Below are 24,044 nucleotides of genomic sequence, written 5' to 3'. Positions count from 1 at the left end.
ACCCCCGCCGTTAATACGCCCGCGGGCAGTTCCAGCGGCGGGTGCAGGGTTCGCGCCAGCACATCCGCCAGCAGTAAAATCAGCGCCCCCACCAGCAGGGACGCGGGGATCAGCACACGGTGGCGGCCGCCCACCAGCCGGCGGGTCAGGTGCGGGGCGACCAGGCCGATAAAGCCCACCGGCCCGCACGCCGCAACGCTTATCGCCGCGAGCGCCACCGCCAGCAACAGCACCCACCGCTGCACGCGGGAGACGCGAATACCCAGCGTCGCGGCACTGTCATCGCCGAGCGCCAGCACATCCAGATCGCGGCAAAACCACAGGCTCAGCGGCAGCAGGAGCAGCAACCACGGCGCGACGATCTCAACGAAATTCCAGCCACGTCCCCACAGGCTGCCGGTCAGCCACAGCAGCGCGCTGTTGATCTCCATCGGGCGAGACAGCATCAGGTAATCGGTCAGGCTGGCGTAAAAGGCGGTCAGCGCCACGCCCGTTAATGCCAGCCGCAACGGCGCAGAGCGCCCGGACACCAGCCTCAGCAGCACAAAGGCCGCAATCCCCCCGGCAAATGCCAGCGGCGGCAGCCACATGACAGAGAGCGAAGGCAGCAACATCAGCGCCCCCACCGAGGCTAATCCGGCGGCATGATTGACGCCGAGAATGTCCGGCGAGGCCAGCGGATTGCGGATAATTCCCTGCACCAGTACCCCGGAAAGCGCCAGCGCCGCACCGATCAGTATTGCCAGCAGCGCGCGCGGCAGCCGGTACTCCGTCAGCGGAAAATGGTTGCTGTCAGCAGGTGAAAGCGCGAGACGCATCTGTTCAAACGTCAGCGTGTGCGTGCCGTAGCGCAGGGACATCACGAAGGTCATCAGCAACAGCGCGCTAAGGATGAGGAATACCGTCAGCTGGCGGATCATGTGCGCGTCCTCACCAGCCAGACGAAGAACGGCGCGCCGATCAGCGCCAGCACCACGCCCGCCGGTAGCTCGCCCGGCCACGCCAGAAAACGTGCCAGCAAATCGGCCAGCAGCATCAGCGTGGCACCAAAAATCATGCACAGCGGCAACATACGGCGCAGATCGTAGCCAATCCAGTAACGGGAAATGTGCGGCACCAGCAGGCCGATAAACGCCAGCGGTCCGGCGACGCTGACGCAGGCACCGACCAGCAGCAACACCATCAGATTAAGGGTCAGACGCAGACGCGGCAGGTTGACACCCAGCGTCTGTGCGCTGTCATCGCTGACCTGCAACAGGTTGAGGCGGCTGGCGAGCAGCAACACCCACGGCACGATGATGGCGGTGAACGGAAACAGATGCCAGAACTCCGGCCAGCGGGCGTGGGCCACACCGCCGGCCAGCCAGCTGAGAATGCCGTAAGCGTGGTCTTCGGAGAGGATCAGCGTGGCTTTTGCCAGCGCGGCGCACAGCGCAGATACCGCCACACCCGCGAGGATCAACCGGCTGCGATCCCCTGCCTGTTGCCAGCCGCCGCCCATCAGCATGACAGCGCCCCAGCTGACGCCGCCGCCAAGCGCGGCCACCAGCGCGATACTGAAACCGGAGAACAGCTGCGGGCTGAGCGCGCTGACCACCACCATCGCCAGCGACGCGCCCGCGTTAATGCCAAACAGCGAAGGCGACGCCAGCGGATTACGGGTCAGGGTTTGCAGCAAACTGCCCGCCAGCGCCAGACTCGCGCCCAGCAGCATCGCCACCAGACTGCGCGGCAGGCGCAGGTTCAGCACCAGCGCCTGTGCAAGGGAAACCGGCGGGCCGGGCAGCAAGGCGCGCAACGATTCCAGCGCGCCAATGGGCACCGCAGAACGGCAAAAAAGCGTCAGCCAGAAGCTGACGCCCAGAACGAGCAGAGGCAGCGTCCAGCGCCACCCCGTAAACAGGCGTTTCACTGCCATCATGGTGCGGTGTTAAGTGCCTGATGATGCAGGATCTGCACCGTGTCGCTGGCGATCTGTTCGGCGGCAAACATGCCGCGCATCCGCGCCCAGACGTTACTGTCCACCGACGCCACCTGTTTTTGCTGCGCGGCTTTCATCATCTGCCACAGCGGATCCTGCTGCCACTGGCGCACGATACTTTCCTGACGGTAATGCGCGACGATCAGCCAGTCAGGATTGATCGCCAGCAGTTGCTCGAAGCTGATGTTCGCCAGCGGCTGCTGGTTCACCGGCTCCGGCACCTTCAGGCCGAGCGAGGTCAGCACGCTGCCGGTGTAGGAATCCCGCGAATGCAGGTTGAACTGCTGCTCGCGCGAAGTGCCGAACACCACCTGCGTGCCTTGCGGCAACTGCGCGGCAAACGCCTGCATACGCTGATGATGTTCCCTCAGACGTTGCTGCATCAGCGCATCTTTGCCCAGCACCTTGCCGATGATCGCCGCCGACTCCAGATTCTCGCGGTAGGTTTCGTTACGGGATTTCAGCAGCAGCGTTGGCGCAATGCCTTTCAGCGCAGTGTAAATGCCGCTGTGGCGGCTGCTGTCGGCGATGATCAGGTCCGGTTTCAGGGCGGCAATCGCCTCAAGGCTGGGCTGCGATCGCGTACCGACCGATTGCCACACGCCGATGCGCTGACGCACCTGCGGCAAAATGCGGTCCGCATCGTTATCGTCGGCCACGCCGACCGGGCTAACATCCACCACCGCCAGCGCGTCCACAAAAGACAGCTCCAGCACCACCACACGTTTTGGCGTGGATTCAAGGGTAAAGCTGCCCTGCTGGTCAGTGACCGTCACGGCCTGGGCGCTACTCAGTGAAAAACATAAACCGATAAAAAGCGCAAAGCGGGAGAAGAAAGACATAAAACCTCTGTGCGGTTAACAGGAAAAACCGGACGCAGCGGCGCTACGCCCGGCGGGCATGGAACAATCAGAACTTCAGGGAACCCTGCATATACAAGGTGCGCGGCTGGCCGGCATACAACCCTTTGTTGTTGTCGTCATAGGCGCGGGTGAAATATTCATGATCGAAGATGTTCTTCACGCCGAAGGCCAGATTCAGGTTCGCCATGTCTGCGCTAAACTGATACCCGGCGCGTGCGCCCCACAGCATGAAACCGGGAATGCGGCCGGTGCTGCCATCGGCACTTTCCTCAACGGTGTTGGCGTTGTCAGCAAACTGGCCGGACTGGTATTCACTGTTGACGTTGAAGAACCAGTTGCCCGGCGTGTAATCCAGCCCCAGCGTGCCTTTGTTTTTTGGCGAGAACGGCACCTGATTGCCGTGCGTATCGCCCTCTTCGCGGATCACCGCGTTGACGTAGGCATAGCTGGCGTAGGCAGAAACATTCTCCAGTGTCGGGGACAAATCTGACAGGTCGTAACGGATCTGGCTCTCCAGCCCGGTGTGACGGGTTTTACCGCGCGCGGTCACGCTGTCGGTGGTCTGGTTGGAGTCGTACTGATTGTTGAAGTTGATCAGGAACAGGCCGACTTCCGCTTTCACAATACTGTTATCAAAGCGCGTGCCCAGTTCCCAGGTGCGGGCTTTTTCCGGCTCGATATTGCCGCTGTCCACCGCTTTGCCAATCTGGCTGTACTGCACGGTGCCGAAAGATCCTTCGGTGTTGCCGTAAATATTCCAGGCATCGTTCAGGTGATACACCACATTCAGCGCGGGCAGCGGCGCGTTGTAACTGATTTCCTGCTTGGTGCCTTTGATGTAGTTATTCTGATACGACTGAATATGTTCGTAGCGCATCCCCGGCGTGATGGTCCAGTCGCCGACGTCGATACGGTCATCGACGTAAAATGCGTTAGCCTGCGTGCCGGACTGGGTATCGCGATCGTACGGGCTGTCGCCGGTCGGCAGGACGCCGGATTTGGCCGGGCTGTAATAGCGCAGCTCGTGGGTGGATTCGCTGACGTAGCGGTAACCGACGCCCACTTCATGCGCCGTCTGGCCGAGGTTGAAGCTCTGGCTGTAGCGCGGTTCGATGCCGCGAACCCAATACTGGCGCGGGGAAAGGGTCAGGTTTTTGCCCTGATCGAGATAGCCGCTGCGCAGGGTGTAGGTGTAGAAGCTCTGGATATTGAATTTATGCTGCTGATCCGGCTGATACTGATAGCCGAAACTCGCCAGCTGGCGGCGGCCCCAGAATTCGTCGTAAGGGCGCGTGGACTGAAAACGGTTGGCGTTGTAATCGGCGCGGGACAACCCGCCCGGCATTTCTGCGCGGCCTTCGTAATATTGCAGCAGGCTGTTAAAGGTGTGGACGTCATTGGGCGCGTAACGGGTTTTCAGCATCACGTCGTCGATTTTGGTCGCGCTGTGTTCACGCCAGTCGCTGCCACGCGTGCCGGAATACAATAACGCGCCGCCGAGGCCGTTATCCGCCGTGCCGCCAATCATCAGGTTACCGGTGCCTTTCGGATCGTTCTGGCTGGAGGTCGGGCTGTAAGTGCCTTCCGTTCCGGCTTCGATGCCGAAATCTTTCGGAATGGCGCGGGTGACGAAGTTCACCACGCCGCCGACGCTTTGCGGCCCGTAACGCACCGCGCCGCCGCCGCGCACCACATCCACCGCGTCCATGTTACCGAGGGAAACCGGTGCAAGGGAAAGCTGCGGCTGGCCGTAAGGCGCAAACGGCACCGGAATGCCGTCCATCAGCACGGTGGAACGGCTGGCGAGGCGCGGGTTCAGCCCGCGGATACCAAAATTCATCGCCATATCATGGCTGCCGGTGCCGTTATTTTCCGGCGCATTCACGCCCGGAATGCGGTTCATCACCTCACGCACCGTCGTCGCGCCGGTTTTGACAAAATCTTCACGGCGGATCACGTCGCGCGCCCCGCCATGTTCAAACACGTCGTTTTCACGCGCATCAGCCAGCCAGTCGCCGACCACGGTCAGGGATTCCGGCTCCTGAACCGGCGCCGGAATGGCCGCCAGCGTAAACGCATTATTACCCAATGATCGGGCTTCCAGCCCGCTGTCTGCCAGCAGCGCCGTCAGGCCGTCATTGAGGGTGTAATTTCCCTGTAAACCCTTGCTGTGCTTGCCGCGCGTCAGCGAAGAATCCACCGACAGCGTGATACCCGCCTTTGCCGCAAACTGATTGAGTGCGGTATCAAGATTGCCTGCCGCAATCTGATACGACGCAGGCTGAACCGCCGCGGCCGCAGGCAGCGCGGTGATCAGCGCAACAGGAAGGATCGCGCAGTGAATGGCCATCGCCAGTGGTGTTGTGTTGCCAAAAGAACGCAGAACGCGTGAGCGTGAAATGGACATACCCTCTCCAGATTTTATGTTTTTGCTGTGTGTTTTTTTTCAGTGCTGCATAGGAGTCGGATGAGAATGCAAAAGGGACAATCGCGAATGCGATTATTTATCATTTTTATTTGCAGGCGGTGTTACGGCAGCATTACGCGGGCACCACGCTCACCCAGTAGCGGGTCAGGGTGTGGATCCTGACGGGTAACGTGCGTGAAAGAATGTTGAGGACCGCGTCGGTGTCGTTGAGCGGGAAAGTGCCGCTGATGCGCAGATGTGCAACAGCCGGGTCGCAGCTCAGATGGCCGTGACGGTAACGCGCCAGTTCATCCACCACTTCCACCAGAGGCCGGTCGCTGACGCTCAGCACGCCTTTGCTCCAGCTGCCCGCTCCGCCCGAAAGAGCCGTCACCTCGCCAAATGCGCTGGCGGTAAAACGAACGGTTTGGCCTTCGCTGACCTGCAAGCGCTGGCCTGGCAGCGTGATTTCCACCGCGTGTTTCAGCACGGTCAGGCGGGTCGCGTCATCAAACTGGCGGACGATAAATTCTGTGCCGAGGGCGCGCAGCATGCCCTGCTGCGTTTGCACCAGGAAAGGCCGCGAGACGGGCTGCGTATCCTGCGCGGTGATGATGCTGATTTCGCCCTGATGCAGGCGGATCAGCCGCTGCTGCGGGGTAAAACGGATATCGGCGGCGCTGGCGGTGTTAAGCGAAAGTTGGGAGCCGTCTTGCAGACGCAGGGTTTTGGTTTCGCCGGTGGCGGTGCGCGCATCCGCCAGCAGGCCTTGTGCGGCGGGCGTCTGCCACGCTTTCCAGCTGCCGCCCAGCCCGAGCAGCACCAGCAAACCTTTCAGCACGCGGCGGCGGGTGACCTCCGACTGCTGGCGCGCATGATTCAGCGTCTGATAACTGAAGCGGCCCGGCATGCTGTGCAGCTGACCCTGTAAGGATTCCACCCGCTGCCACGCCCAGCGATGGTCTTCGTGCTGCGCCAGCCACCGTTGCCATTTCTGATTTTGTTGCGGCGTCACCTCGCCCGAGCACAAGGTGGCGAACCACTGCGCGGCCATTTTCAGCGCCAGACGCTGATTATCGGTAAGGGAGGACGTCATTGCGCTCAGCCATGTTCCAGGCTGAACAGCAGACAATGCTCAGTGGCTTTCGCCATGTACTTTTTGACCGAACTGACCGAAACGTTCAGACGCAGGGCGATCACCGGATAGGTCAGCCCTTCCAGCTGGGAGAGCAGAAAAGCCTGACGCACTTTTTCGCCCAGGCCGTCGAGCATCGTATCGATCTGTTGCAGGGTTTCGAGCAGGCACTGGCGCTGTTCCGGCGACGGCATATGCGCTTCCGGCATCAGCGCCAGCATGTCGAGATAAGCGCGTTCCAGCGCGTTGCGGCGGAAAAAATCCACCATCACCCGGCGGGCAATGGTGCAGAGAAAGGATTTGGGTTCGCGAATTTCCTGCGCACTGTCGCCGGTCAGGACGCGCATAAAGGTGTCCTGAGCCAGATCGTCGGCGTCATTGGCCGACCCCAGTTTTAACCGGAGCCAGTTTTTCAGCCAGCGGTGGTGCGAGCTGTAGAGCGCTTCAAACGCGCGGGCGGGCGATACGGCAGCGTTGATGGACATAGAAAGTTACATAACCAGACCAGAAATTCACCATTGGATAATAATTGATAATAGTTATCATTACAATCGAGGATCCTGCGCCTTTTCCCGTCGGGTCTGCGCAAAAGTGAAAAGAAAACCGACATCCCGCGCATTAACACACTAAGCTTGGGGGAGACACCCGTTACCGGTGCCTGTTCCGATATGCCTCCCTGCCCCTGACCTCTTTATCTCACTATGTGAACTCTTATCGCAGCTCAGGCAACTGCCTTCTCGGGTCCGCATAAGGAATGTTGACGTGAAAAATGCTGTCTTCAGTTGGTTCAAAAGTAAAGGAGCACCACCTGTATCACCGGCCACCCGACGTCATCGCGCCAGCGCGCTTGAACAGTCCACGCCGATCCGTGCCGAGCTTTTTTCGGCAGACCAGATGGAACGCTACGGCGGAAAACTGGCCCTCTCGCATAAGTTATCCAAGAAGAAACTCCCCTACTATCTGCTCAAACGCCTCGATGACAATGAGAAGGTCCTGACCCGCAGCTGTCTGATCCTCAGCAGTGGCGAAAAAGCCAGTATCACCCCCGCCGGTGAATGGCTGCTGGATAACTACTATCTGATTGAAGAACAAATCCGCGTGGTGCGTCAGCTGTTGCCGAAAAACTTCGGCAAGGGTTTGCCCTCGCTGGGATCACCGCATTTTTGCCCGCGCATTTACGACATCGCCACCGAGGTGGTCAGCCACAGCGACGGCCTGTGGGACATTAAAACCCTGACCCGTTTTCTCTCCACTTATCAGAGTGTCAGACCGCTGACGCTGGGTGAACTGTGGGCGTTTCCGGGGATGTTGCGTCTGGCGCTGATAGAGAATCTGCGCCGCGTGAGCATTGAAGTCGCCAACGCCCAGAAAGAACGCAATCTGGCGGATTTCTGGGTCAATAAATTGCAGGACAGCGCCGAAAACGATCCGGCCAGTCAGATCATTGTGATTGCCGATATGGCGCGCACCAATCCGCCGCGTACCAGTGCGTTTGTCGCCGAACTGGTTCGCCGCCTGCAGGGCCACGGATCCATGCTGGCGCTGCCGCTGACCTGGGTGGAACAACGTCTGAGCGAAGTCGGCCTGACGCAGCGCGAAGTCATCGACAAATTCAATCAGCAACTGGCGGCAAATCAGCTTTCCGTCAGTAACAGCATCATGGGGTTACGCCAGCTCACCGAAATGGACTGGGCGGATTTCGCCGAAAATCTCAGCGTGGTGGAGAAAATCCTGCGCGGCGATCCGGCCGGTATTTACGCCACCATGCATTTCGACACACGTGACAATTACCGCCATCAGATTGAACGGCTTTCGCGTAACTCCCGTCATGATGAAGCCGCCGTTGCGGCCCGCGCCGTGGCGCTTGCGCAGCAGGCCGGCGGCACTTATCAGCAGCAACACGTCGGGTATTATCTGATTGGCCCCGGCCGACCGGTGCTGGAAAAAGAGTTGCAGGTGCGCTTTTCGCTGCTTAACCGCGCGCGCGCCAAACTCAGCCAGACGCCGCTGCTGTCGTGGCTGGGCAGTTTGTTACTGGTCACCACCGCCGTCACCGCCGATGCGCTGTACCGCTCCGGCCATCCGGGCAATAACTGGCTGTGGTGGGCATTGCTGGTGCCGGTGATGCTGGTCGCCAGCCAGTTTGCCCTTAATCTGCTCAGTGAAATCACCACCCGCAGCCGCACGCCGCAGCCGTTGCCGCGTCTGGAATTTGTTGGCGGCATTCCTGAAAGCGCCAGCACGCTGGTGGTGATCCCCTGCCTGCTTGGCAGCCGTAAAAATATCGACGCACTGATCAACAGCCTCGAAGTCTGTTATCTCGGCAACGTGTTGCCGAATCTGAATTTCGCGCTGCTCAGCGATTTTCACGACAGCGAAGAGCCGCACAGTGAGGACAACGATACCCTGCTGGTGTATGCCCGACAGAAAATCCAGCAGCTCAACAGACGTTACACCGTCACGCAAGGCCCGCTTTTCACTTTGCTGCACCGTGACAGCGAAAAGAATGCCGCTCAGGGCGTGTGGATGGGTTATGAACGCAAACGCGGCAAACTTAACGCGCTTAATCTCTGGTTACGCGGCCACGGCGAACCGTTTTCGCTGATCGAAGGCAGCACGCAGGCGCATTTACAGCAGGTGAAGTACGTGATCACGCTCGACAGCGACACCGTCCTGCCGCGTGCCACGGCGCATCAGTTAGTGGCGGCGATGGCGCATCCGCTGAACCATCCGGTGTACGACGAACAGCGCCATCTGGTGGTGTCCGGTTACGCCATTCTCCAGCCGCGTCTGGCGGAAGAGATCCCCGCCAACGGCCAGGGGCGCTATGCCGCTTTGTGCAGCAGCGTGCCGGGTAACGATCCTTACTCGTCGATGTCGTCAGACATTTATCAGGATTTGTTCGGCGAAGGCTCATTTGTCGGCAAGGGGATTTACGATGTTGATATGTTTATCCGCGCCAACGAAAACACCTGCCCGGAAAATCTGGTGCTCAGCCACGACCTGCTGGAAGGCTGTTACGCCCGTTCCGGCATGCTCAGCGATGTCGTGCTTTACGAGCAATATCCCGATCATTATCTGGCCGACGTGGCGCGTAAAACCCGCTGGATACGTGGTGACTGGCAACTGCTGAACTGGCTGCGTTTTCGTGTCCGTCAGGAGGACGGGCAGCGCTGCCGCAATCCGCTGACCACCCTTTCGCGCTGGAAATTGTTTGATAACCTGCGCCGCAGTCTGGTCGCCCCGGCCTTTTTGGTGATCATCTTTTGCACCGTGGCGCTGGTACCAAACAAAATGTACTGGTTTGGATTTATCGCCGCGATGCTGCTGTTCCCGGTGCTGGTCGCGCTGGTGCTGGATTTACTCAATAAAGGCCCGCGCCGCTCGCTGCTCCCCCATCTGAAAAGCGTGGCCTCCGCCACCCTCAGCCGCCTGTCGCGCATTTTCGTGACGCTGATGACGCTGCCGCATGAAGCGGTTTACTCGGTGCAGGCGATTTTACTGACGCTGTGGCGGCTCAACGTCAGCCACCGTAAGTTGCACGAATGGGCCAGCATCAACGTCAGTGAGAAAAGCCGCGCGCAGTCGCCGGAATATTTCTACCGCCGCATGTGGGCAAACCCGCTGGCCGGGATTGCGCTGGTGATGTTGCCCACGCTGACCCATTCTTCGCTGGTCTGGGCGGCGCTACCACTCGGTATTCTCTGGTTCCTCGGGCCGCGCGTCATGTGCTGGCTGAGCCAGCCCGCGTCACATCCGGCACCCGATCTGGACGCAAAGCAGCGTATTTTCCTGCGTCAGGCGGCACGTCAGACCTGGTCATTCTTTGAGACATTCGTCAATGAGCAGGAAAACTGGCTGCCGCCGGATAACTTCCAGGAAATCCCGCAGCCGGTGGTGGCCCATCGCACCTCGCCGACCAATATCGGCCTCTCTTTGCTGGCCAATATTACCGCCTGGGATTTCGGCTACATCACGCAGGGCGAAGTGTTACTGCGCACCAGCCAGACGCTCGATACGCTGGATAAACTCGAGCATTATCGCGGCCACCTTTATAACTGGTACGACACGCGCACGCTGGAACCGCTCAACCCGCGCTACATTTCCAGCGTTGACAGCGGCAACTTCGCCGGACATCTGCTGACCCTGAGCACCGGCCTGCACCTGTGGCGTGTGCAACCTGCGGTCAACCTTCCGCAATGGCTGACCGGCCTGGAAGACACGCTGTATCTGGCCGAAAATAAAAACGGCGCGGCCGCCATGGCAAAACTGCGCGAGAGCTGGACGCAGGCCAGTACGGCGCAGGGCGGGGAGATCTTTGTTCACCTGCGGGCCATGCGGGCGCTGATCGCCACCTCTTCGGAAGGTTATCTGCCACGGCTGGCGGAACAGCTGGATGCCGGGCTGGCCGAGTGGTCCGCGTTTTATGGCTGGCTGTCGCCAGAGGCTTACCACGAGCCTCTGCCTTCGCTGTTATGGCTGGCGCAGCAGGATGCCCTGAGCTCGCCGCAACTTTCCCGCGCCATCGGGCTGGCACGTCAGCGTCTGGACATTATCGGTGAGCTGGAACAACGCCTGAACGATCACGCACACATGGATTTCCGCTTCCTGTACGACACCAACACCCATTTGCTGACCGTCGGTTACAACTGCGATGCGCATAAAATGGACAGCGGAAAATACGATCTGCTGCCGTCTGAAATTCGCCTGACCAACTATGTGACCATTGCCACCAACCAGCTGCCGCAAAAAAGCTGGTTCGCGCTGGGCCGGTTATTCACCGTGATCGACAAACAGCCTTCGCTGATGTCGTGGAGCGGGTCGATGTTTGAATACCTGATGCCGCAGCTGGTGATGCCCGCTTATCCCGATACGCTGCTGGTACAAATGTGCCAGACCGCCGTTGACCGGCAAATCGCCTGGGGCAAGGAGAACAACGTGCCGTGGGGGATTTCGGAGTCGGCATACGCGGCCTTTGATCTCAACCAGAATTACCAGTATCACGCCTTTGGTGTACCCGGCCTCGGGCTGAAGCGCGGGCTGGGCGAAGACATGGTGGTCGCGCCTTACGCCACCATGATGGCGCTGATGTTCCGTCCGCAGGAGGCTTGCCTCAATCTGGTCGAACTGGAAAACTGCGGCGCGCGCGGCGAATACGGCTTTTACGACGCGCTCGATTACAGCCCGTCGCGGCTGGTTCGCGGGCAGATTTACATCGTGGTGCGTTCTTACATGGCGCACCATCAGGGGATGGGATTCCTCGCGCTGGCGAACGTGTTGCTCGATTCCCCGATGCCTGCGCGCTTTGCGGCGAATGCGGCATTCCAGTCCGCCCGCCTGCTGTTGCAGGAACGCGTGCCGGATGCGGTCGAACTTTACAGCCCGCGCCGTCACTTTGAGTCACACGACAGCACGCTGCAAAAGGTCAACGTCGAACTGCGCGAATTCACCGACGTGGACAGCCCGACGCCGGAAGTTCAGCTGCTCTCCAACACGAATTATCACCTGATGGTGACGCAGGCTGGCGGCAGCGTCAGCCGCTGGAAAGATCTGACGTTAACCCGCTGGCGGGAAGATGCGACGCGGGATCATCGCGGCATCTTCTGCTACCTGAGCGATCCGGCCACCGGTGAAATCTCCAGCAATACCTGGCAGCCCGCAGGCAAACAAAAAGGCACTTATCACGCGGTGCTGACAGACTCCGGGGCGGAGTTCACCCGTACACAGGGTTCTCTGACCCTGAAAACGCACATCGTGGTGTCACCGGAAGACGACGTGGAAATCCGCCGTATGACGATCACGCACCACGGACGTCGTCCGCGTACGGTGGAAATCACCACCTATGCGGAAGTGGTACTGGCTCCGGCGGCCAACGATGCCACCCATCCGGCGTTCAGCAACCTGTTTGTGCAGACCGAACTGGTGCCTGCGCAGGAAGGGATTTTGTGCCACCGCCGCCCGCGCGAGCCGGACGAGCATTGCCCGTGGATGTTCCACATGATGGCGATCCACGGTCCGGTCGAACGGGAAACTTCGTTCGAAACCGATCGCGCGGCCTTTATCGGTCGCGGCCACACCGCGGCGCACCCGCAGGCTTTGCAACAGCCCGGCAAACTCAGTAACAGCGCCGGTGCGGTGCTCGACCCCGTTCTGGCTATCCGCCAGCGTATCCGCCTGAAACCTGGTGTGCCGGTGGTGGTCGATATGGTGTATGGCATCGGCGACACCCGTCTGCAAAGCCTGGCGCTGCTGGAAAAATACCGCGACCACCATATTGCTGATCGGGTATTCGAAATCGCCTGGTCGCACAGTCAGGTCGTTCTGCGCCAGCTCAACGCCACCGAAGATGACGCCGGGCTGTTTAACCGTCTGGCCGGTGCGTTGCTGTTCGCCAGCCAGGAAATGCGCGGTGATGCTCAGACCCTTATCCATAACCGGCGCGGGCAGTCCGGCCTGTGGGGGCTTTCACTCTCGGGCGATCTGCCGATCGTGCTGCTCACCCTCTCCAGCAGCGAAAACATCAATCTGGTGAAACTGCTGATCCGCGCGCACAACTACTGGCGGCTGAAAGGCCTGAAAGTCGATTTGGTGCTGCTCTCCAACGATCCGGGCGGTTATCAGCAGGCGCTGCAAAACCAGATCCTCGGCCTGGTGGCTTCCGGCGCGGGCTCCAGCCAGACCGATATTCCGGGCGGGATATTTGTGCGTAACGGCGAGCAGATCTCGCAGGAAGACCGCACGTTGCTGATGAGCGTGGCGCGGGTGGTGATCGACGACCGTCACGGTCCGCTGACCGATCAGCTTAACCAGCGGATGCAAATGCCGCACGCTTCCCAGCAGGCCCTGCTGCCGGTTCGCAGCGACGATGACATCAGCCCGGTGGCCGCAGAACCGCGTGGCCTGACCTATTTCAACGACACCGGCGGATTCTCCCCTGATGGCCGTGAATATCAGATCCTGCTCAACGAAGGGCAAAACACGCCGGCGCCGTGGTCAAACGTGCTGGCGAACGCCGATTTTGGCACGGTGATTTCAGAAAGCGGTCAGGCGTATACCTGGTATGAAAACGCCCACGAATACCGTTTAACGCCGTGGGAAAATGACCCGGTCAGCGACAGTTCCGGCGAAGCATTTTATTTGCGTGACGAAGAGAGCGGCAGCGTCTGGTCACCGGCACCGTTGCCGGTGCGCGGCGCGGGCGGTTATGTCACGCGGCACGGTTTTGGTTACAGCGTGTTCGAACACACCGAACGCGGGATCGCCAGCGAAATGACGGTGCTGGTCGCCGAACATGCGCCGGTGAAACTGATCATGCTCACCCTGACCAACGTCTCCGGCCGCCCGCGCAGGCTGTCGGTCACCGGTTATGTGGAATGGGTGATGGCCGATCTGCGCACCAAATCCGCCATGCACATCGTCACCTCGCAGGCGCGTGTGACGCAGGGTTGCGGCGTGCTGGCGACCAACCATTACACCAGCAACGGCGGCGAACGCACGGCCTTCTTCGCGGTGACCGGCGCACACTGTTCGGTCAGTGGCGATCGCCGTGAGTTCTTTGGCCGTGCCGGTTCACCGGCCTCTCCGGCGGCCATGAAAAATCAGCGGCTCTCAGACCGCACGGGCGCAGCGATGGATCCGTGCGGTGCGGTGCAGTCGGCGACCACGCTCATCGACGGTGATCAGCGCACCTTTACCTTCGTGCTGGGTCTGGGGCAAAACGCCAATGACGCCGAAGCGCTGATCCGCCAGTTCTTGCAGGAAGGCGAGGCGCAGGCCGAACTGGATCGCGTGCATCAGCACTGGCATCAGGTGCTGGATAAAATTCAGGTCAACACGCCGGATCCGTCGGTGAATTTACTCGCCAACGGCTGGCTGATTTATCAGACCTTAGCCAGCCGGATCCTGGCGCGCAGCGGCTATTATCAGTCGGGCGGCGCGTTCGGTTTCCGCGATCAGCTTCAGGACACGCTGGCGCTCACCCACGCCGCACCGCAGCGCATGCGCGAGCAGATCCTGCTGTGCGCCTCGCGGCAGTTTATAGAAGGCGACGTCCAGCACTGGTGGCATCCGCCAACCGGCAATGGCGTGCGCACGCGCTGCTCAGATGATTATCTGTGGCTGCCGCTGGCCATCAGCCATTACATCTCGGTAACCGGCGATCACGACATCGCGGAGCAGCAAATTCCGTACCTCGAAGCACGTTTGCTGGCCGCCGGTGAAGAGTCTTTCTATGAGTTACCGGTGGTCAGTTCAACGCACGAAACCCTCTGGCAGCACGGGGTTCGCGCACTGAAACACGGCCTGAAAATGGGGCAACACGGCCTGCCGCTAATGGGCGCGGGCGACTGGAACGATGGCATGAATCTGGTCGGCCTTGGCGGTCGCGGTGAAAGCGTCTGGCTGGGCTTCTTCCTGTATGACGTGCTGCAGCGCTACGGCGCACTGGCAGAAGAACGCCATGACGAAGACACCGCCGCGCTGTGCCGCGAGCAATCGGCGCTGCTGAAACACAACCTGAACGAACACGCCTGGGACGGCGACTGGTATCTGCGCGGCTACTTTGACAGCGGCGAAACACTGGGCTCACATCTGAATGACGAATGTCAGATAGACGCTATCGCCCAGAGCTGGTCTGTGCTTTCCGGTGCAGGTACGCCGGAACGCACCGCCAGCGCCATGCACTCGGTCGATCAACGGCTGGTGGATAACGACGCCGGATTGATCAAACTGCTGACGCCGCCGTTCGACGGCAACGGTCCGAACCCAGGCTATATCCGGGGTTATCTGCCAGGCGTGCGCGAAAACGGCGGGCAATATACTCACGGTGCGATTTGGGCGGTGATGGCCTTTGCCAAACAGGGCAATATCGAACGGGCATGGGAGCTGATGTCGATGATCAACCCGATCAATCACAGCCTCAGCGCCAGCGACGTCAGCCGCTATAAAGCCGAACCTTATGTGATTTCCGCCGATATTTACTCGGTGGATCCGCACAGCGGACGCGGCGGCTGGAGCTGGTACACCGGCTCGGCAGGCTGGACGTATCGTCTGATCACCGAAGCCCTGCTCGGCATCACCCGCCACGGCGACGCGATCGCCATTCACAGCCATCTGCCCGCCGCCTGGCCGGAGATCACCGTCTCTTATCAGCAGGGCAGCAGCCATTATCAGATCACCGTGCGCCGCAGCACCGGCGAATACCGTGTACTGCTCGACGGCCAGGTTCTGGAAAATGACCGAATTCCGCTGGTGGATGACGGGGCTGAGCATCAGGTGGAGGTGGAACTGGGCAGTTAGATCATACCGATCCTCTCAGAGGCCCCGCACTGCGGGGCTTTTCTTTTTTCCACACAAGCTAAGCCAATAAAGTCCGTCGCGCGGGCATCTTTCTGCTGTTAGGTTGAGAAAAAAACCGAGGAGAACACCATGAGCACACTTCCTGTCGCCGTCATTACCGGCGGAACCAGCGGTATCGGGCTGGCGATTGTCCATAATCTGGCACGCGACCATCGGGTCTTTGCCCTGGGGCGGAATAAAGAGAGCCTGCTGGCGTTGCGGCTGATTGAAAACGTTGACGCGGTGGAAATCGATTTACTGGATTTTACCGCCATTGAACACTTTATCCGCGAGCTGCCGCAGATTGATGTGCTGGTCCATTCGGCGGCAATCTCCAAACCCCTGCGTGTTGAAAACGCCACCCCGGAGGACTGGCAGCAGCAATTTTCCATTAACGTGTTTGCGCCTGCACAATTCACCCGGCTGGCGCTGCCCGCGCTGAGAAAACAGGAAGGTCAGGTGGTGTTTATCGGTTCGGGTTCGGGCACGAAAGCCGACGGCGGAAATACGGTGTACTGCGCATCGAAATTTGCCCTGAATGCGCTGGCTCATGCTCTCCGGCAGGAAGAAAGCGAACATGGCGTGCGCGTATCCACCGTCGCGCCGGGGCCTACGGATACGCCGATGAACCGAAAAACCCGCGAAAGTCAGGGAGATTTTGCGGCCATCGATCCACGGGATTACAGCACACCCGAATCGGTTGCTGCGGCAGTGCGTCTGGTGGTCAGTGCCAGTGACGATACTCAAATTACCGATATCGCCGTCAGGCCACGGCGGGATAAAGCCAAACGCTGAGACTGCTTCAATAATGCGCCGGGGCGGAGTGCTGGCGCATGGCTTTACAATAATAACGTCAGTCCGTAATATCCCCCCGTCTTATCTTTTTGACCTGCCTTATATTTATCAGCACGCCCGCTTCAGGGATATTCCTCATGAATATGCCAGGAAGAATACTTTATTTATATATAGCTAAAAGAATACATATAAAGTTTTTATTAAAGGAGTAATAAAAATGCGCAAACACACGCTGTTATTAATGGTTCTTTTCTCCCTGCCCCTTTTAAACCCGGCCAGTGCAATCAACCTCAAACCGGGTGAATGGACACTCGCCAATTCCACCGGTACGCTGGATAAAATCTGCTATACCCCGACAGAATCACTCCTTCTTAAAACGATTAATCGAAACCTTAAATTTAAGGATAACAATTGCGAAAATTACTTTACAAATAACACCGCGCACCGGGTAGTTGTTAAGAGAACCTGTATTGTCAAAGGGGTGAAATCATCCGTGACGGTTGTCATGACTGAAATTAATGAAAATAAATTCCACGTCAAAGCCCAGGGACAAAAAGATAAAAATAACCACACCACATTCAGAGGCGGCTCAGGCGTTATACGCTTCACGTCAAACAAATGTTCTTAATCTTAAATAATCCCTTTCCGGCATTCTGACTTAAGCCCGGTGAGCGACACACTCGTCTGATAACGGCAGGGGATCCCGCGGCGCGGCGAAACGCACTCCTTGATGCAGATCATCGAAAGCGTGGTTTTGATTTGATCGAATGATAATCATTATCGTTTAATGCTCACCGATACTTGATTCTTCAGGAGAAGAAGAACCCTATGAGCTTAGACCTCACGCGCTTTTATGCTGCCGAACAGGGGTTGCCGTTTCCCGACCGCCGGGCGGTGATGCCCTGGCGGCCACAGCAACCCGTCGCGCCTCAGGATATTCCCGCGCAGTGGCAGGCGCTGTGTCAGCAGACACTTGCGGCCAATAAGCGTCTGGTATATCTGCATATTCCCTTCTGTGCCACGCACTGCACATTCTGCGGGTTCTATCAGAACAAACTCGAAGCAGAGGCGACGGAGCAATACTGCGATTATCTGATCCGCGAAATCGAACAGGAAGCTGGCTCACCGCTCCATCAGTCCGCCCCGGTTCATGCGGTCTATTTTGGCGGCGGCACGCCCACGGCGCTGAGCGCGACACAGTTGCACCGCATCATCAGCGCGCTGCGACGCCTCCTTCCGCTGGCGCCGGACTGCGAAATCACCGTCGAGGGGCGCATTCTCAACTTTGACGATGAGAGAATCGATGCCTGTCTGGAAGCCGGTGCCAACCGTTTTTCCATCGGCATTCAGACGTTCGATACCCGCATCCGCCAGCGGATGGGCCGTCGCGCCAGCCGTGAGGAGGCGATCCACTTCCTGCAAAAACTGGGCGAACGCGACCGCGCCGCGGTGGTGTGCGACCTGATGTTTGGCCTGCCGGCTCAGACGCCCGCCTCATGGCGTGAGGATTTACAGATTGTGCGTGATTTGCCGCTCGACGGCGTCGATCTGTATGCGCTGAACCTGTTGCCTTCTACGCCACTGGGCAAAGCGGTTGAAAATCACCGCGTCACTTTGCCCGATGTCGCAATGCGCCGGGATTTTTATCTTGAAGGCGAAGCCTTTCTGGCGCGCGATGGCTGGCATCAGATCAGCAACAGCCACTGGGCGCGCACCACGCGGGAGCGCAATCTGTACAATCTGCTGATCAAACAGGGCGCAGATTGCCTGGCATTTGGCAGCGGTGCGGGCGGCAATCTGGGCGGTCAGTCGTACATGACGGCACGCAGTCTGGAGGCCTGGTATCAGCAACTGGATGCCGGGCAGAAACCGATCATGATGATGACCGCCGGTGCCTCTGACGAGCAGCGCTGGCGTCTCGATTTACAAGGCGGCATCGAAGCGGGCCGCTACGATTTAAGCCGCATCGTTGAAGACCCGCTTCCCCTCGAACCTTTATTAGAGCAATGGCAGCAATGCGGCCTGATGAACCGTCACGGCGCACGCTTTGATCTCACCCCCGCCGGACGTTTCTGGGCCAGCAATATGTTGCAGGCTCTGCAAGATCTGATCCCACAACTGACTTTACGGAGTGCCGCCCATGCACACGGATAAACTGCAAACCCTGATCGACTTTTTAGCCACAGAACCCGATGGCACCGTGGAAGATATTGCCCGCGAATATGGCATCGCGCCGCTGAACGTGATCCAAAATTTACCGGGAAGTTATCTGTTTTCAGGCGCACATTTCGACACGGTGTGGGACAGCATCACGCAATGGGGCGAAGTGACGACGCTGGTCAACAATGATGACCTGATCCTCGAATTTCACGGTGCGCTGCCGACCGGCACACATCGCCACGGCTATTTTAATCTGCGTGGCAAACAGGGGCTGAGCGGGCATATCCGCGCGACACATTGCCAGCATATCGCGCTGGTCGAACGGCCATTTATGGGAATGAGCACAGCAAGCGTCTGGTTTTTAAACGCTGCCGGTTATGCGATGCTCAAGGTTTTCGTGGGACGCGACAGCCACCGCCAGCTTTTGAACGATCAGCTGACGGCGTTTCGCGCGCTTCCCGCCATGCTGGCTGAAAGAGAGAGTGTAATTTGACGACTTTGCTGATTTTTGGCGCCGGCAGCGGCGTCGGTGCAGAACTGGCTGCCTTGAGTGTGCAAGAGCGCCCGCTGGTGGCGCTGATTCGCCAACCTGAACAGGCAAACGCCTTGCGCCAGGCGGGTGTCACGGTGATCGAAGGCGATGCGCTTAACCCGCAGGACGTCTTGCTGGCCTGCCAGACCGCCGGGGCGCAGGCGCAGATTGTCTCCACGCTGGGCGGGAAACACTCTGATTACCACGCTAACCGGCTGATCATCGATACCGCCGAACAGACCGGTATCCGCCAGATGGTGCTGGTCACCTCCATCGGCTGCGGCGACAGCTGGTCTACCTTGTCTGACCGTGCGAAACAGGCGTTCGGGCAGGCGGTGCGGGAGAAATCGCTGGCGGAAAGCTGGCTGCAAACCAGTACGCTGCAAGGGTGCATCCTGCGCCCCGGTGGCCTGACGGATGGCGAAGCGACCGGCCAGGCGCAACGGCTGGAAACCGAAGCCCACGGGCGCGTTCGCCGAAGTGATGTCGCGTTGCACATTCAGCAACTGCTCAATAGCGGCGAGGGCTGGGGTAAAATTTACGCCCTGATCGATCCGTCGCTGGCGGGTGCCCGGTTCTGAGAAGATGCCCCTGACGGGGCATTTTTTTCAGGCAGATAACACCTGCATCAGATAGTTTTTGTCACGCAGGCCGACGTCGGGATGCTGAATGAGCAGCGCCCGTAATGCTGTTTTTTGGTGTGCCGTCGGCTCAGTGTAAAAGCGGTTTAAGCGCGTCGTCCATTTTGCCAGCGCCTGTCTCATCGGCTCACGTTCAGCATTCCCGGCTTGCATCAGCATAAATTGCAGACCTTCCCACAACCCGAGCCGAGCGGATAATGGCAGATAGAGCCCGAGATGTTCAGCTGATGGCGCGGCCGCCTGACTGCGTAAAATCTCCTCCAGCGTCAGGAAAAACTTGCGTTTTGCATACTGCCTGCAGGCCCGTTTCGCCACGGAATAAGCCGGGTACGACATCGCCTCAAGCAACAATTCCCTGGCATTTTCCTGCAAATGATCAACGGCAATGTCCAACGCCGTTTTGTACAGCGCGGTACTGTCGCTTTTCAGGCAATCCAGGGCCAGCGCCAGCACATCCTCATATTTCTGCTCGTCCAGCGCCCTGAGTGCCACGCACCGGCGGGACAGGTTCTGAGTCGCATCGTTAAACACCGCCAGACTGTGCGCCACGGGGGAATGACCGCGTTCAGTCAGCACTTTGGCCGCACGTTTGCGCACCAGTTCGTTGTTATCATGCAACAGCGTCAGCAGCATCGTGACGGGCACGTCAGCATTTTCATCCATCACAACAGCAAGTGCCACCTGCCTGACCGGCGCATAGCGGTCTTTTAGCAGCGTCAGCAGATCTTGTTCGTTCCGCCTTCCGGACTGACCAAGCCAGGCGCGGGTGGCGATCAGTCTGACAGACGGATTTTTATGACCCTGCGTGCGTTCAAAAATAACGTCCACCGTAAACAGTTGCTGTTCCAGCATCAGGCCAAGCACCAGTCTGGCGACATCCGGTTTGGCTGAGTTCAGGCCTTCCATCAAAACGGCGTTATTCTCTGGCCGGACGAGAAAGCGGTGAATTTCTTCCAGCAGCAGTGCATGGTCATCACGGTGGCTGCTAAGCAACTTGCCGAATTCAGGCAGACACTCGACCAGCCATCGGGCACCTTGCGGAACCATAAACTGGCGGATGCTCTGGCGTGCGGCATCACGCACCTGACTCACCCAGTCATTCGCCCGCCTGATGATTGCCGGCAATGCCTCTCCGGCTTTCATACTTCCCAGACAGAGCACCGCCCGCTGGCGAAGATGCCCGTTATAGTGGCGGGTCAGGCATTCCAGCCGTTTCAGAGGGTCCGTTTCACGGGCATAAGCGTTATCCCAGTTAGCCGGATCGCTCATCAGCGCCTCGATTTGCTGTAATAAATAGTATTCCGTTGCCACCGCTGATCTCCTTTCCTGCCTGATTCAGTCCATCATTGTTTTCGAATACCTTACGGATAATGCTAAAGAGATGCCATAACGTTGAGTATGAAGGTATATCTGCCATCTCATTAAAAAGCATAAACATACAGGTATTACCGTGCCAGTCAGACCCTCTCTGCTACCAGCCCCCACACCTCATCACAACACCAGCCTGAAGGAAAAAGAGGCAATAATGACACTATGAAATGACACCAGAGACTGGTTATGGTGTCACTTTTTGGTATCATATGCGTTATGCAAATAATGACTGCCGTACCTAATCCCCGGCTGACAGGGTTGTCAGCAAAGCATAAACGGGTTCTTGTCTCTGTATTTTCCAGACCGGTAAATCCGTCAATTAAATGGTCAGATATAGAAGCCCTGCCAGGAGCACTGGGCGGAGAAATTGAAGAAAGGGAAGGCTCGCGTATGGCGGTGATTTTGGATGATGAAGTTCAGGTCTTCCACCGGCCTCACCCACAACCGGAAACTGATAAAGGCGCGGTGTCTTCCGTCAGAAAATGGTTAGAAAGATTAGGATATAAACCATGATGAACAACACAATGAAAATCGACGGTCACATTGCCGTCGTTACCTACGATCCGGAAATTGAAATGTTCCGTGGCGAATTTCTTCACCTTAACGGGGGTGCAGATTTCTACGCGGACAGCGTTGAAAAGCTGAAAGAAGAAGGTAAAACATCGCTGCGGGTGTTTCTGGAAGTGTGTGAAGAGAAAGGTATCGCCCCGGTAAAAACGTTCAGTGGCAAGGTGACTACCCGGCTGGCACCTCCACAACATGCGGCATTAGCACTGGCCGCTCAAGCCACCGGACGTTCAATTAACGATTTGCTCAGTGAAGGCGCTGATCTGGTGTTAATGAAGTATGAATACTCTGCATTGATCGCTCTCTAGCCCGCAATACAAAAAGCCGCTCATTCTCCTGAGCGGCTTTTGATTGACTTAACCGGTCACTTAATCTTTTGTCGCAAACTTCAGCAATACTACGCCGGAAAAAATCAGCAGCGCGGCGACGACCCGCAGCGGGCTGAGGCTCTCGCCAAACAGGGTCACGCCGAGGATAAAGGCGCCCACCGCACCGATGCCGACCCAGACGGTGTAAGACGTGCCGAGCGGCAGGGTTTTCATGGCAACAGAGAGCAGCGCGAAGCTGAGCAGCATAAAAACGATGGTGATAATACTGGGAACAAGGCGGCTGAAACCGTGAGACTCTTTCATCGCCACCGACCAGACCACTTCGAAAATTCCCGCGAAAAACAAATATACCCAGGCCATAACCTGTCCTTTTTACCGTGCCAGGGTCGTCCCTGAAGAGTAATGCCGAATCTCTGGTCGTCCAGTCAGCGTTGTGAGAGAAAATTATAACGCAGAGTTTCACACCGGCACAGAAAACTGGAAACACGCGCCGCGCTGTGGCTCTTCAATAAGCCGGATATCGCTGCCGTGCAGTTGCAGAATGCGGCGCACAATCATCAGCCCGAGCCCGCCTGCCCGGTGTTTATTGGCACTGAGGATCGACGGCCTCACGAACAGACTGTCTTTCAGCTCCGCCGCAATGCCCGGCCCGGAGTCTTTCAGTTGCACCATCACCTGCCCTTCACTCTTCCACAGTTTGATTTCGATAGTGCCGCCTTGCGGCGTGTGGCGGATGGCGTTATCCAGCAGATTGGTCAGCACGCGCTCGATCATCCCCAGATCGGCATTCACCAGCGGAATGCCCGGCGTGATATCTGCCAGCAGTTTTTGCCCGCGCGTTTCGGTCGCCAGTTCGAATTTCTGGAAGACGTCCTGCACCAGTTCGCACAGGGAAAACGGCTCTTTTTGCGGCTTTACCACGCCATATTCCAGACGGGCCAGTTCGAATAACTCCTGCGCCAGACGCCCGACTTTTTTACTCTGCGTCAGGGCAATGTTGAGATAACGCTGCCGGTCTTCGTTGCTCAGGTGGTCCGATTTTACTGACAGCGTTTCCAGATAACCATGCAACGAGGTCAGCGGCGTGCGCAAATCGTGGGAAATATTGGCGATAAATTCACGGCGCTGTTGATCCTGCACCATCAGGCTTTGCCATTGCTGATCGATACGTTTTGCCAGCGCGACAAACGCCAGTTGCAGCTGCGCCACTTCATCGCGCGGCGCACCGGCCGGCGGTTCGCTTTTCGCCAGTGCCTGAATGGCGGCCATACCGCCGCTGTCAAGGCGGGCGATCTGTTGCGTCAGTTTACGCACCGGACGCGTCACCCAGCGGAATGCCAGCGCACCGGCCAGCAGGCCAAAAAGCGCCACCAGCCCCATCGAGCGCAGCGCCAGATAAATGGCCGACTGATATTGTGCGTCGCTGGTCAGCGCGGTGTATTCATCACCCAGCAGGACAATATACACGTAGCCTTTGGTCACGCCGTCCACCTGCAACGGCGCCGCGCTGAACACCTGACGGGTTTGCGGATCACGCGGGTTGTCGCCGTACACCGGCATTTTCGCGCCCTGCAACAGCGCGGTGACCGGTTTCAGATCGATCTTTTGCTGTTGCAGCCGCCCCGCGGGCGCGGCATTGCCGACGATGTTGCCGTTGTTATCGAGCAGATACACTTCGACGCTCGGATTCACCGCCATCAGCTGGTTGAACAGCGAATGCACCGCTTTCGGATCCCAGTCGCCCTGGCTGAGCAGCGGATTATTGGCGGCGATCTGCGTGGCAAGATTAGCCGACAAACGCTGGATCACCGCCTGACTGTACTGATTGCTCGAGCGCACCTGCATGTAGCCGGAAAGCGCGCAGCAGGCGATCAGCAGCAAGGTAAATACCAGTGTCAGTCTTTGTGCCAGCGTGAGATTTTTCATG

The 24,044-nt window shown here is 58.5% G+C and carries 17 protein-coding genes; 8 read left to right on the top strand and 9 right to left on the bottom strand.

Translation table 11 applies throughout. From position 1 onward, the window contains the following. From fecD to fecI, 6 genes are all read right to left on the bottom strand, one after another. The coding region (gene fecD, locus ED901_RS19090) for a Fe(3+) dicitrate ABC transporter permease subunit FecD (protein WP_122096892.1) at positions 1 to 920 on the bottom strand (920 nt) is incomplete at its 3' end. Continuing rightward, on the bottom strand, positions 917 to 1,921 hold the full coding sequence (gene fecC / locus ED901_RS19085) for an iron-dicitrate ABC transporter permease FecC (protein ID WP_122096891.1): 1,005 nt from the start codon (positions 1,919 to 1,921) through the stop codon (positions 917 to 919). The genes fecD and fecC, both read right to left, overlap by 4 nt. Further along, entirely contained in the window at positions 1,918 to 2,823 is a 906-nt protein-coding gene (locus ED901_RS19080) for a Fe(3+) dicitrate ABC transporter substrate-binding protein FecB (protein ID WP_122096890.1), read from the bottom strand. Before ED901_RS19080 ends, fecC begins: the two co-directional genes overlap by 4 nt. A gap of 67 nt (positions 2,824 to 2,890) precedes the next feature. Further along, entirely contained in the window at positions 2,891 to 5,251 is a 2,361-nt protein-coding gene (fecA, locus tag ED901_RS19075; protein ID WP_122096889.1) for a TonB-dependent Fe(3+) dicitrate receptor FecA, read from the bottom strand. 133 nt (positions 5,252 to 5,384) lie between these two features. Next, positions 5,385 to 6,347 (bottom strand): ferric citrate uptake sigma factor regulator FecR, encoded by a 963-nt coding sequence (gene fecR / locus ED901_RS19070; protein ID WP_122096888.1) that lies wholly within the window; start codon positions 6,345 to 6,347, stop codon positions 5,385 to 5,387. Between the two features lie 5 nt (positions 6,348 to 6,352). After that, entirely contained in the window at positions 6,353 to 6,871 is a 519-nt protein-coding gene (gene fecI, locus ED901_RS19065) for a ferric citrate uptake sigma factor FecI (RefSeq protein ID WP_122096887.1), read from the bottom strand. A gap of 277 nt (positions 6,872 to 7,148) precedes the next feature. Between fecI and ED901_RS19060 the strand changes: the two genes are divergently transcribed. The 6 genes from ED901_RS19060 to ED901_RS19035 all read left to right on the top strand — a co-directional run bounded on the left by ED901_RS19060 (position 7,149) and on the right by ED901_RS19035 (position 19,790). Next, entirely contained in the window at positions 7,149 to 15,683 is an 8,535-nt protein-coding gene (locus ED901_RS19060; RefSeq protein ID WP_371414332.1) for a GH36-type glycosyl hydrolase domain-containing protein, read from the top strand. A 129-nt stretch (positions 15,684 to 15,812) separates the two neighbouring features. Further along, positions 15,813 to 16,517 (top strand): SDR family oxidoreductase, encoded by a 705-nt coding sequence (locus tag ED901_RS19055; RefSeq protein ID WP_122096886.1) that lies wholly within the window; start codon positions 15,813 to 15,815, stop codon positions 16,515 to 16,517. A 217-nt stretch (positions 16,518 to 16,734) separates the two neighbouring features. Then, a complete protein-coding gene (locus ED901_RS19050; protein WP_122096885.1) occupies positions 16,735 to 17,145 on the top strand; it encodes a hypothetical protein in 411 nt (136 codons plus the stop codon). A gap of 200 nt (positions 17,146 to 17,345) precedes the next feature. After that, on the top strand, positions 17,346 to 18,671 hold the full coding sequence (hutW, locus tag ED901_RS19045) for a heme anaerobic degradation radical SAM methyltransferase ChuW/HutW (protein ID WP_122096884.1): 1,326 nt from the start codon (positions 17,346 to 17,348) through the stop codon (positions 18,669 to 18,671). Continuing rightward, positions 18,658 to 19,170, top strand: a complete 513-nt coding sequence (gene hutX / locus ED901_RS19040; RefSeq protein ID WP_056779532.1) for a heme utilization cystosolic carrier protein HutX — start codon at positions 18,658 to 18,660, stop codon at positions 19,168 to 19,170. Before hutW ends, hutX begins: the two co-directional genes overlap by 14 nt. Continuing rightward, the gene (locus ED901_RS19035) at positions 19,167 to 19,790 is read left to right on the top strand and encodes an NAD(P)H-binding protein (RefSeq protein WP_122096883.1); all 624 of its coding nucleotides are present in this window, start codon (positions 19,167 to 19,169) and stop codon (positions 19,788 to 19,790) included. The genes hutX and ED901_RS19035 overlap by 4 nt, the downstream gene beginning before the upstream one ends. 27 nt (positions 19,791 to 19,817) lie before the next feature. Here the strand turns inward: ED901_RS19035 and ED901_RS19030 are convergent, their stop codons facing one another. Next, complete coding sequence (locus ED901_RS19030; RefSeq protein ID WP_122096882.1) at positions 19,818 to 21,161, bottom strand: HEAT repeat domain-containing protein; 1,344 nt, start codon at positions 21,159 to 21,161, stop codon at positions 19,818 to 19,820. A 246-nt stretch (positions 21,162 to 21,407) separates the two neighbouring features. Here ED901_RS19030 and ED901_RS19025 point away from each other — a divergent pair, with 246 nt between their 5' ends. Together ED901_RS19025 and ED901_RS19020 are read left to right on the top strand one after the other, a co-directional pair. Then, the gene (locus ED901_RS19025; RefSeq protein WP_240993972.1) at positions 21,408 to 21,734 is read left to right on the top strand and encodes a type II toxin-antitoxin system HicA family toxin; all 327 of its coding nucleotides are present in this window, start codon (positions 21,408 to 21,410) and stop codon (positions 21,732 to 21,734) included. Continuing rightward, positions 21,731 to 22,096 carry a type II toxin-antitoxin system HicB family antitoxin gene (locus ED901_RS19020; RefSeq protein ID WP_238485196.1) on the top strand — a complete coding sequence of 122 codons (366 nt, stop codon included), beginning with the start codon at positions 21,731 to 21,733 and terminating at the stop codon, positions 22,094 to 22,096. The genes ED901_RS19025 and ED901_RS19020 overlap by 4 nt, the downstream gene beginning before the upstream one ends. A gap of 60 nt (positions 22,097 to 22,156) precedes the next feature. Here ED901_RS19020 and sugE read toward each other — a convergent pair whose 3' ends face one another. Then, entirely contained in the window at positions 22,157 to 22,477 is a 321-nt protein-coding gene (sugE, locus tag ED901_RS19015) for a quaternary ammonium compound efflux SMR transporter SugE (protein ID WP_056779540.1), read from the bottom strand. A 99-nt stretch (positions 22,478 to 22,576) separates the two neighbouring features. After that, the gene (locus ED901_RS19010; RefSeq protein WP_056779543.1) at positions 22,577 to 24,043 is read right to left on the bottom strand and encodes an ATP-binding protein; all 1,467 of its coding nucleotides are present in this window, start codon (positions 24,041 to 24,043) and stop codon (positions 22,577 to 22,579) included. Position 24,044: the final 1 nt, after the last annotated feature.

The organism is Rahnella sp. Larv3_ips, from assembly GCF_003697865.1.
In the GTDB taxonomy this organism is placed as follows: domain Bacteria; phylum Pseudomonadota; class Gammaproteobacteria; order Enterobacterales; family Enterobacteriaceae; genus Rahnella; species Rahnella rivi.
The sequence above is the reverse complement of the archived record's forward strand: the minus strand, read 5'-3'. Positions and strand labels throughout refer to the sequence as shown.

What these genes read in the sequence shown, in the direction of transcription:
- hutX (WP_056779532.1), top strand. Translation starts at nt 18,658, where the DNA reads ATGCACACGGATAAACTGCAAACCCTGATCGACTTTTTAGCCACAGAA.
- ED901_RS19050 (WP_122096885.1), top strand. Translation starts at nt 16,735, where the DNA reads ATGCGCAAACACACGCTGTTATTAATGGTTCTTTTCTCCCTGCCCCTT.
- hutW (WP_122096884.1), top strand. Translation starts at nt 17,346, where the DNA reads ATGAGCTTAGACCTCACGCGCTTTTATGCTGCCGAACAGGGGTTGCCG.
- fecC (WP_122096891.1), bottom strand. Translation starts at nt 1,921, where the DNA reads ATGATGGCAGTGAAACGCCTGTTTACGGGGTGGCGCTGGACGCTGCCT.
- fecR (WP_122096888.1), bottom strand. Translation starts at nt 6,347, where the DNA reads ATGACGTCCTCCCTTACCGATAATCAGCGTCTGGCGCTGAAAATGGCC.
- ED901_RS19010 (WP_056779543.1), bottom strand. Translation starts at nt 24,043, where the DNA reads ATGAAAAATCTCACGCTGGCACAAAGACTGACACTGGTATTTACCTTG.
- sugE (WP_056779540.1), bottom strand. Translation starts at nt 22,477, where the DNA reads ATGGCCTGGGTATATTTGTTTTTCGCGGGAATTTTCGAAGTGGTCTGG.
- fecI (WP_122096887.1), bottom strand. Translation starts at nt 6,871, where the DNA reads ATGTCCATCAACGCTGCCGTATCGCCCGCCCGCGCGTTTGAAGCGCTC.
- ED901_RS19080 (WP_122096890.1), bottom strand. Translation starts at nt 2,823, where the DNA reads ATGTCTTTCTTCTCCCGCTTTGCGCTTTTTATCGGTTTATGTTTTTCA.
- ED901_RS19025 (WP_240993972.1), top strand. Translation starts at nt 21,408, where the DNA reads ATGGTGTCACTTTTTGGTATCATATGCGTTATGCAAATAATGACTGCC.
- ED901_RS19020 (WP_238485196.1), top strand. Translation starts at nt 21,731, where the DNA reads ATGATGAACAACACAATGAAAATCGACGGTCACATTGCCGTCGTTACC.
- ED901_RS19055 (WP_122096886.1), top strand. Translation starts at nt 15,813, where the DNA reads ATGAGCACACTTCCTGTCGCCGTCATTACCGGCGGAACCAGCGGTATC.
- fecA (WP_122096889.1), bottom strand. Translation starts at nt 5,251, where the DNA reads ATGTCCATTTCACGCTCACGCGTTCTGCGTTCTTTTGGCAACACAACA.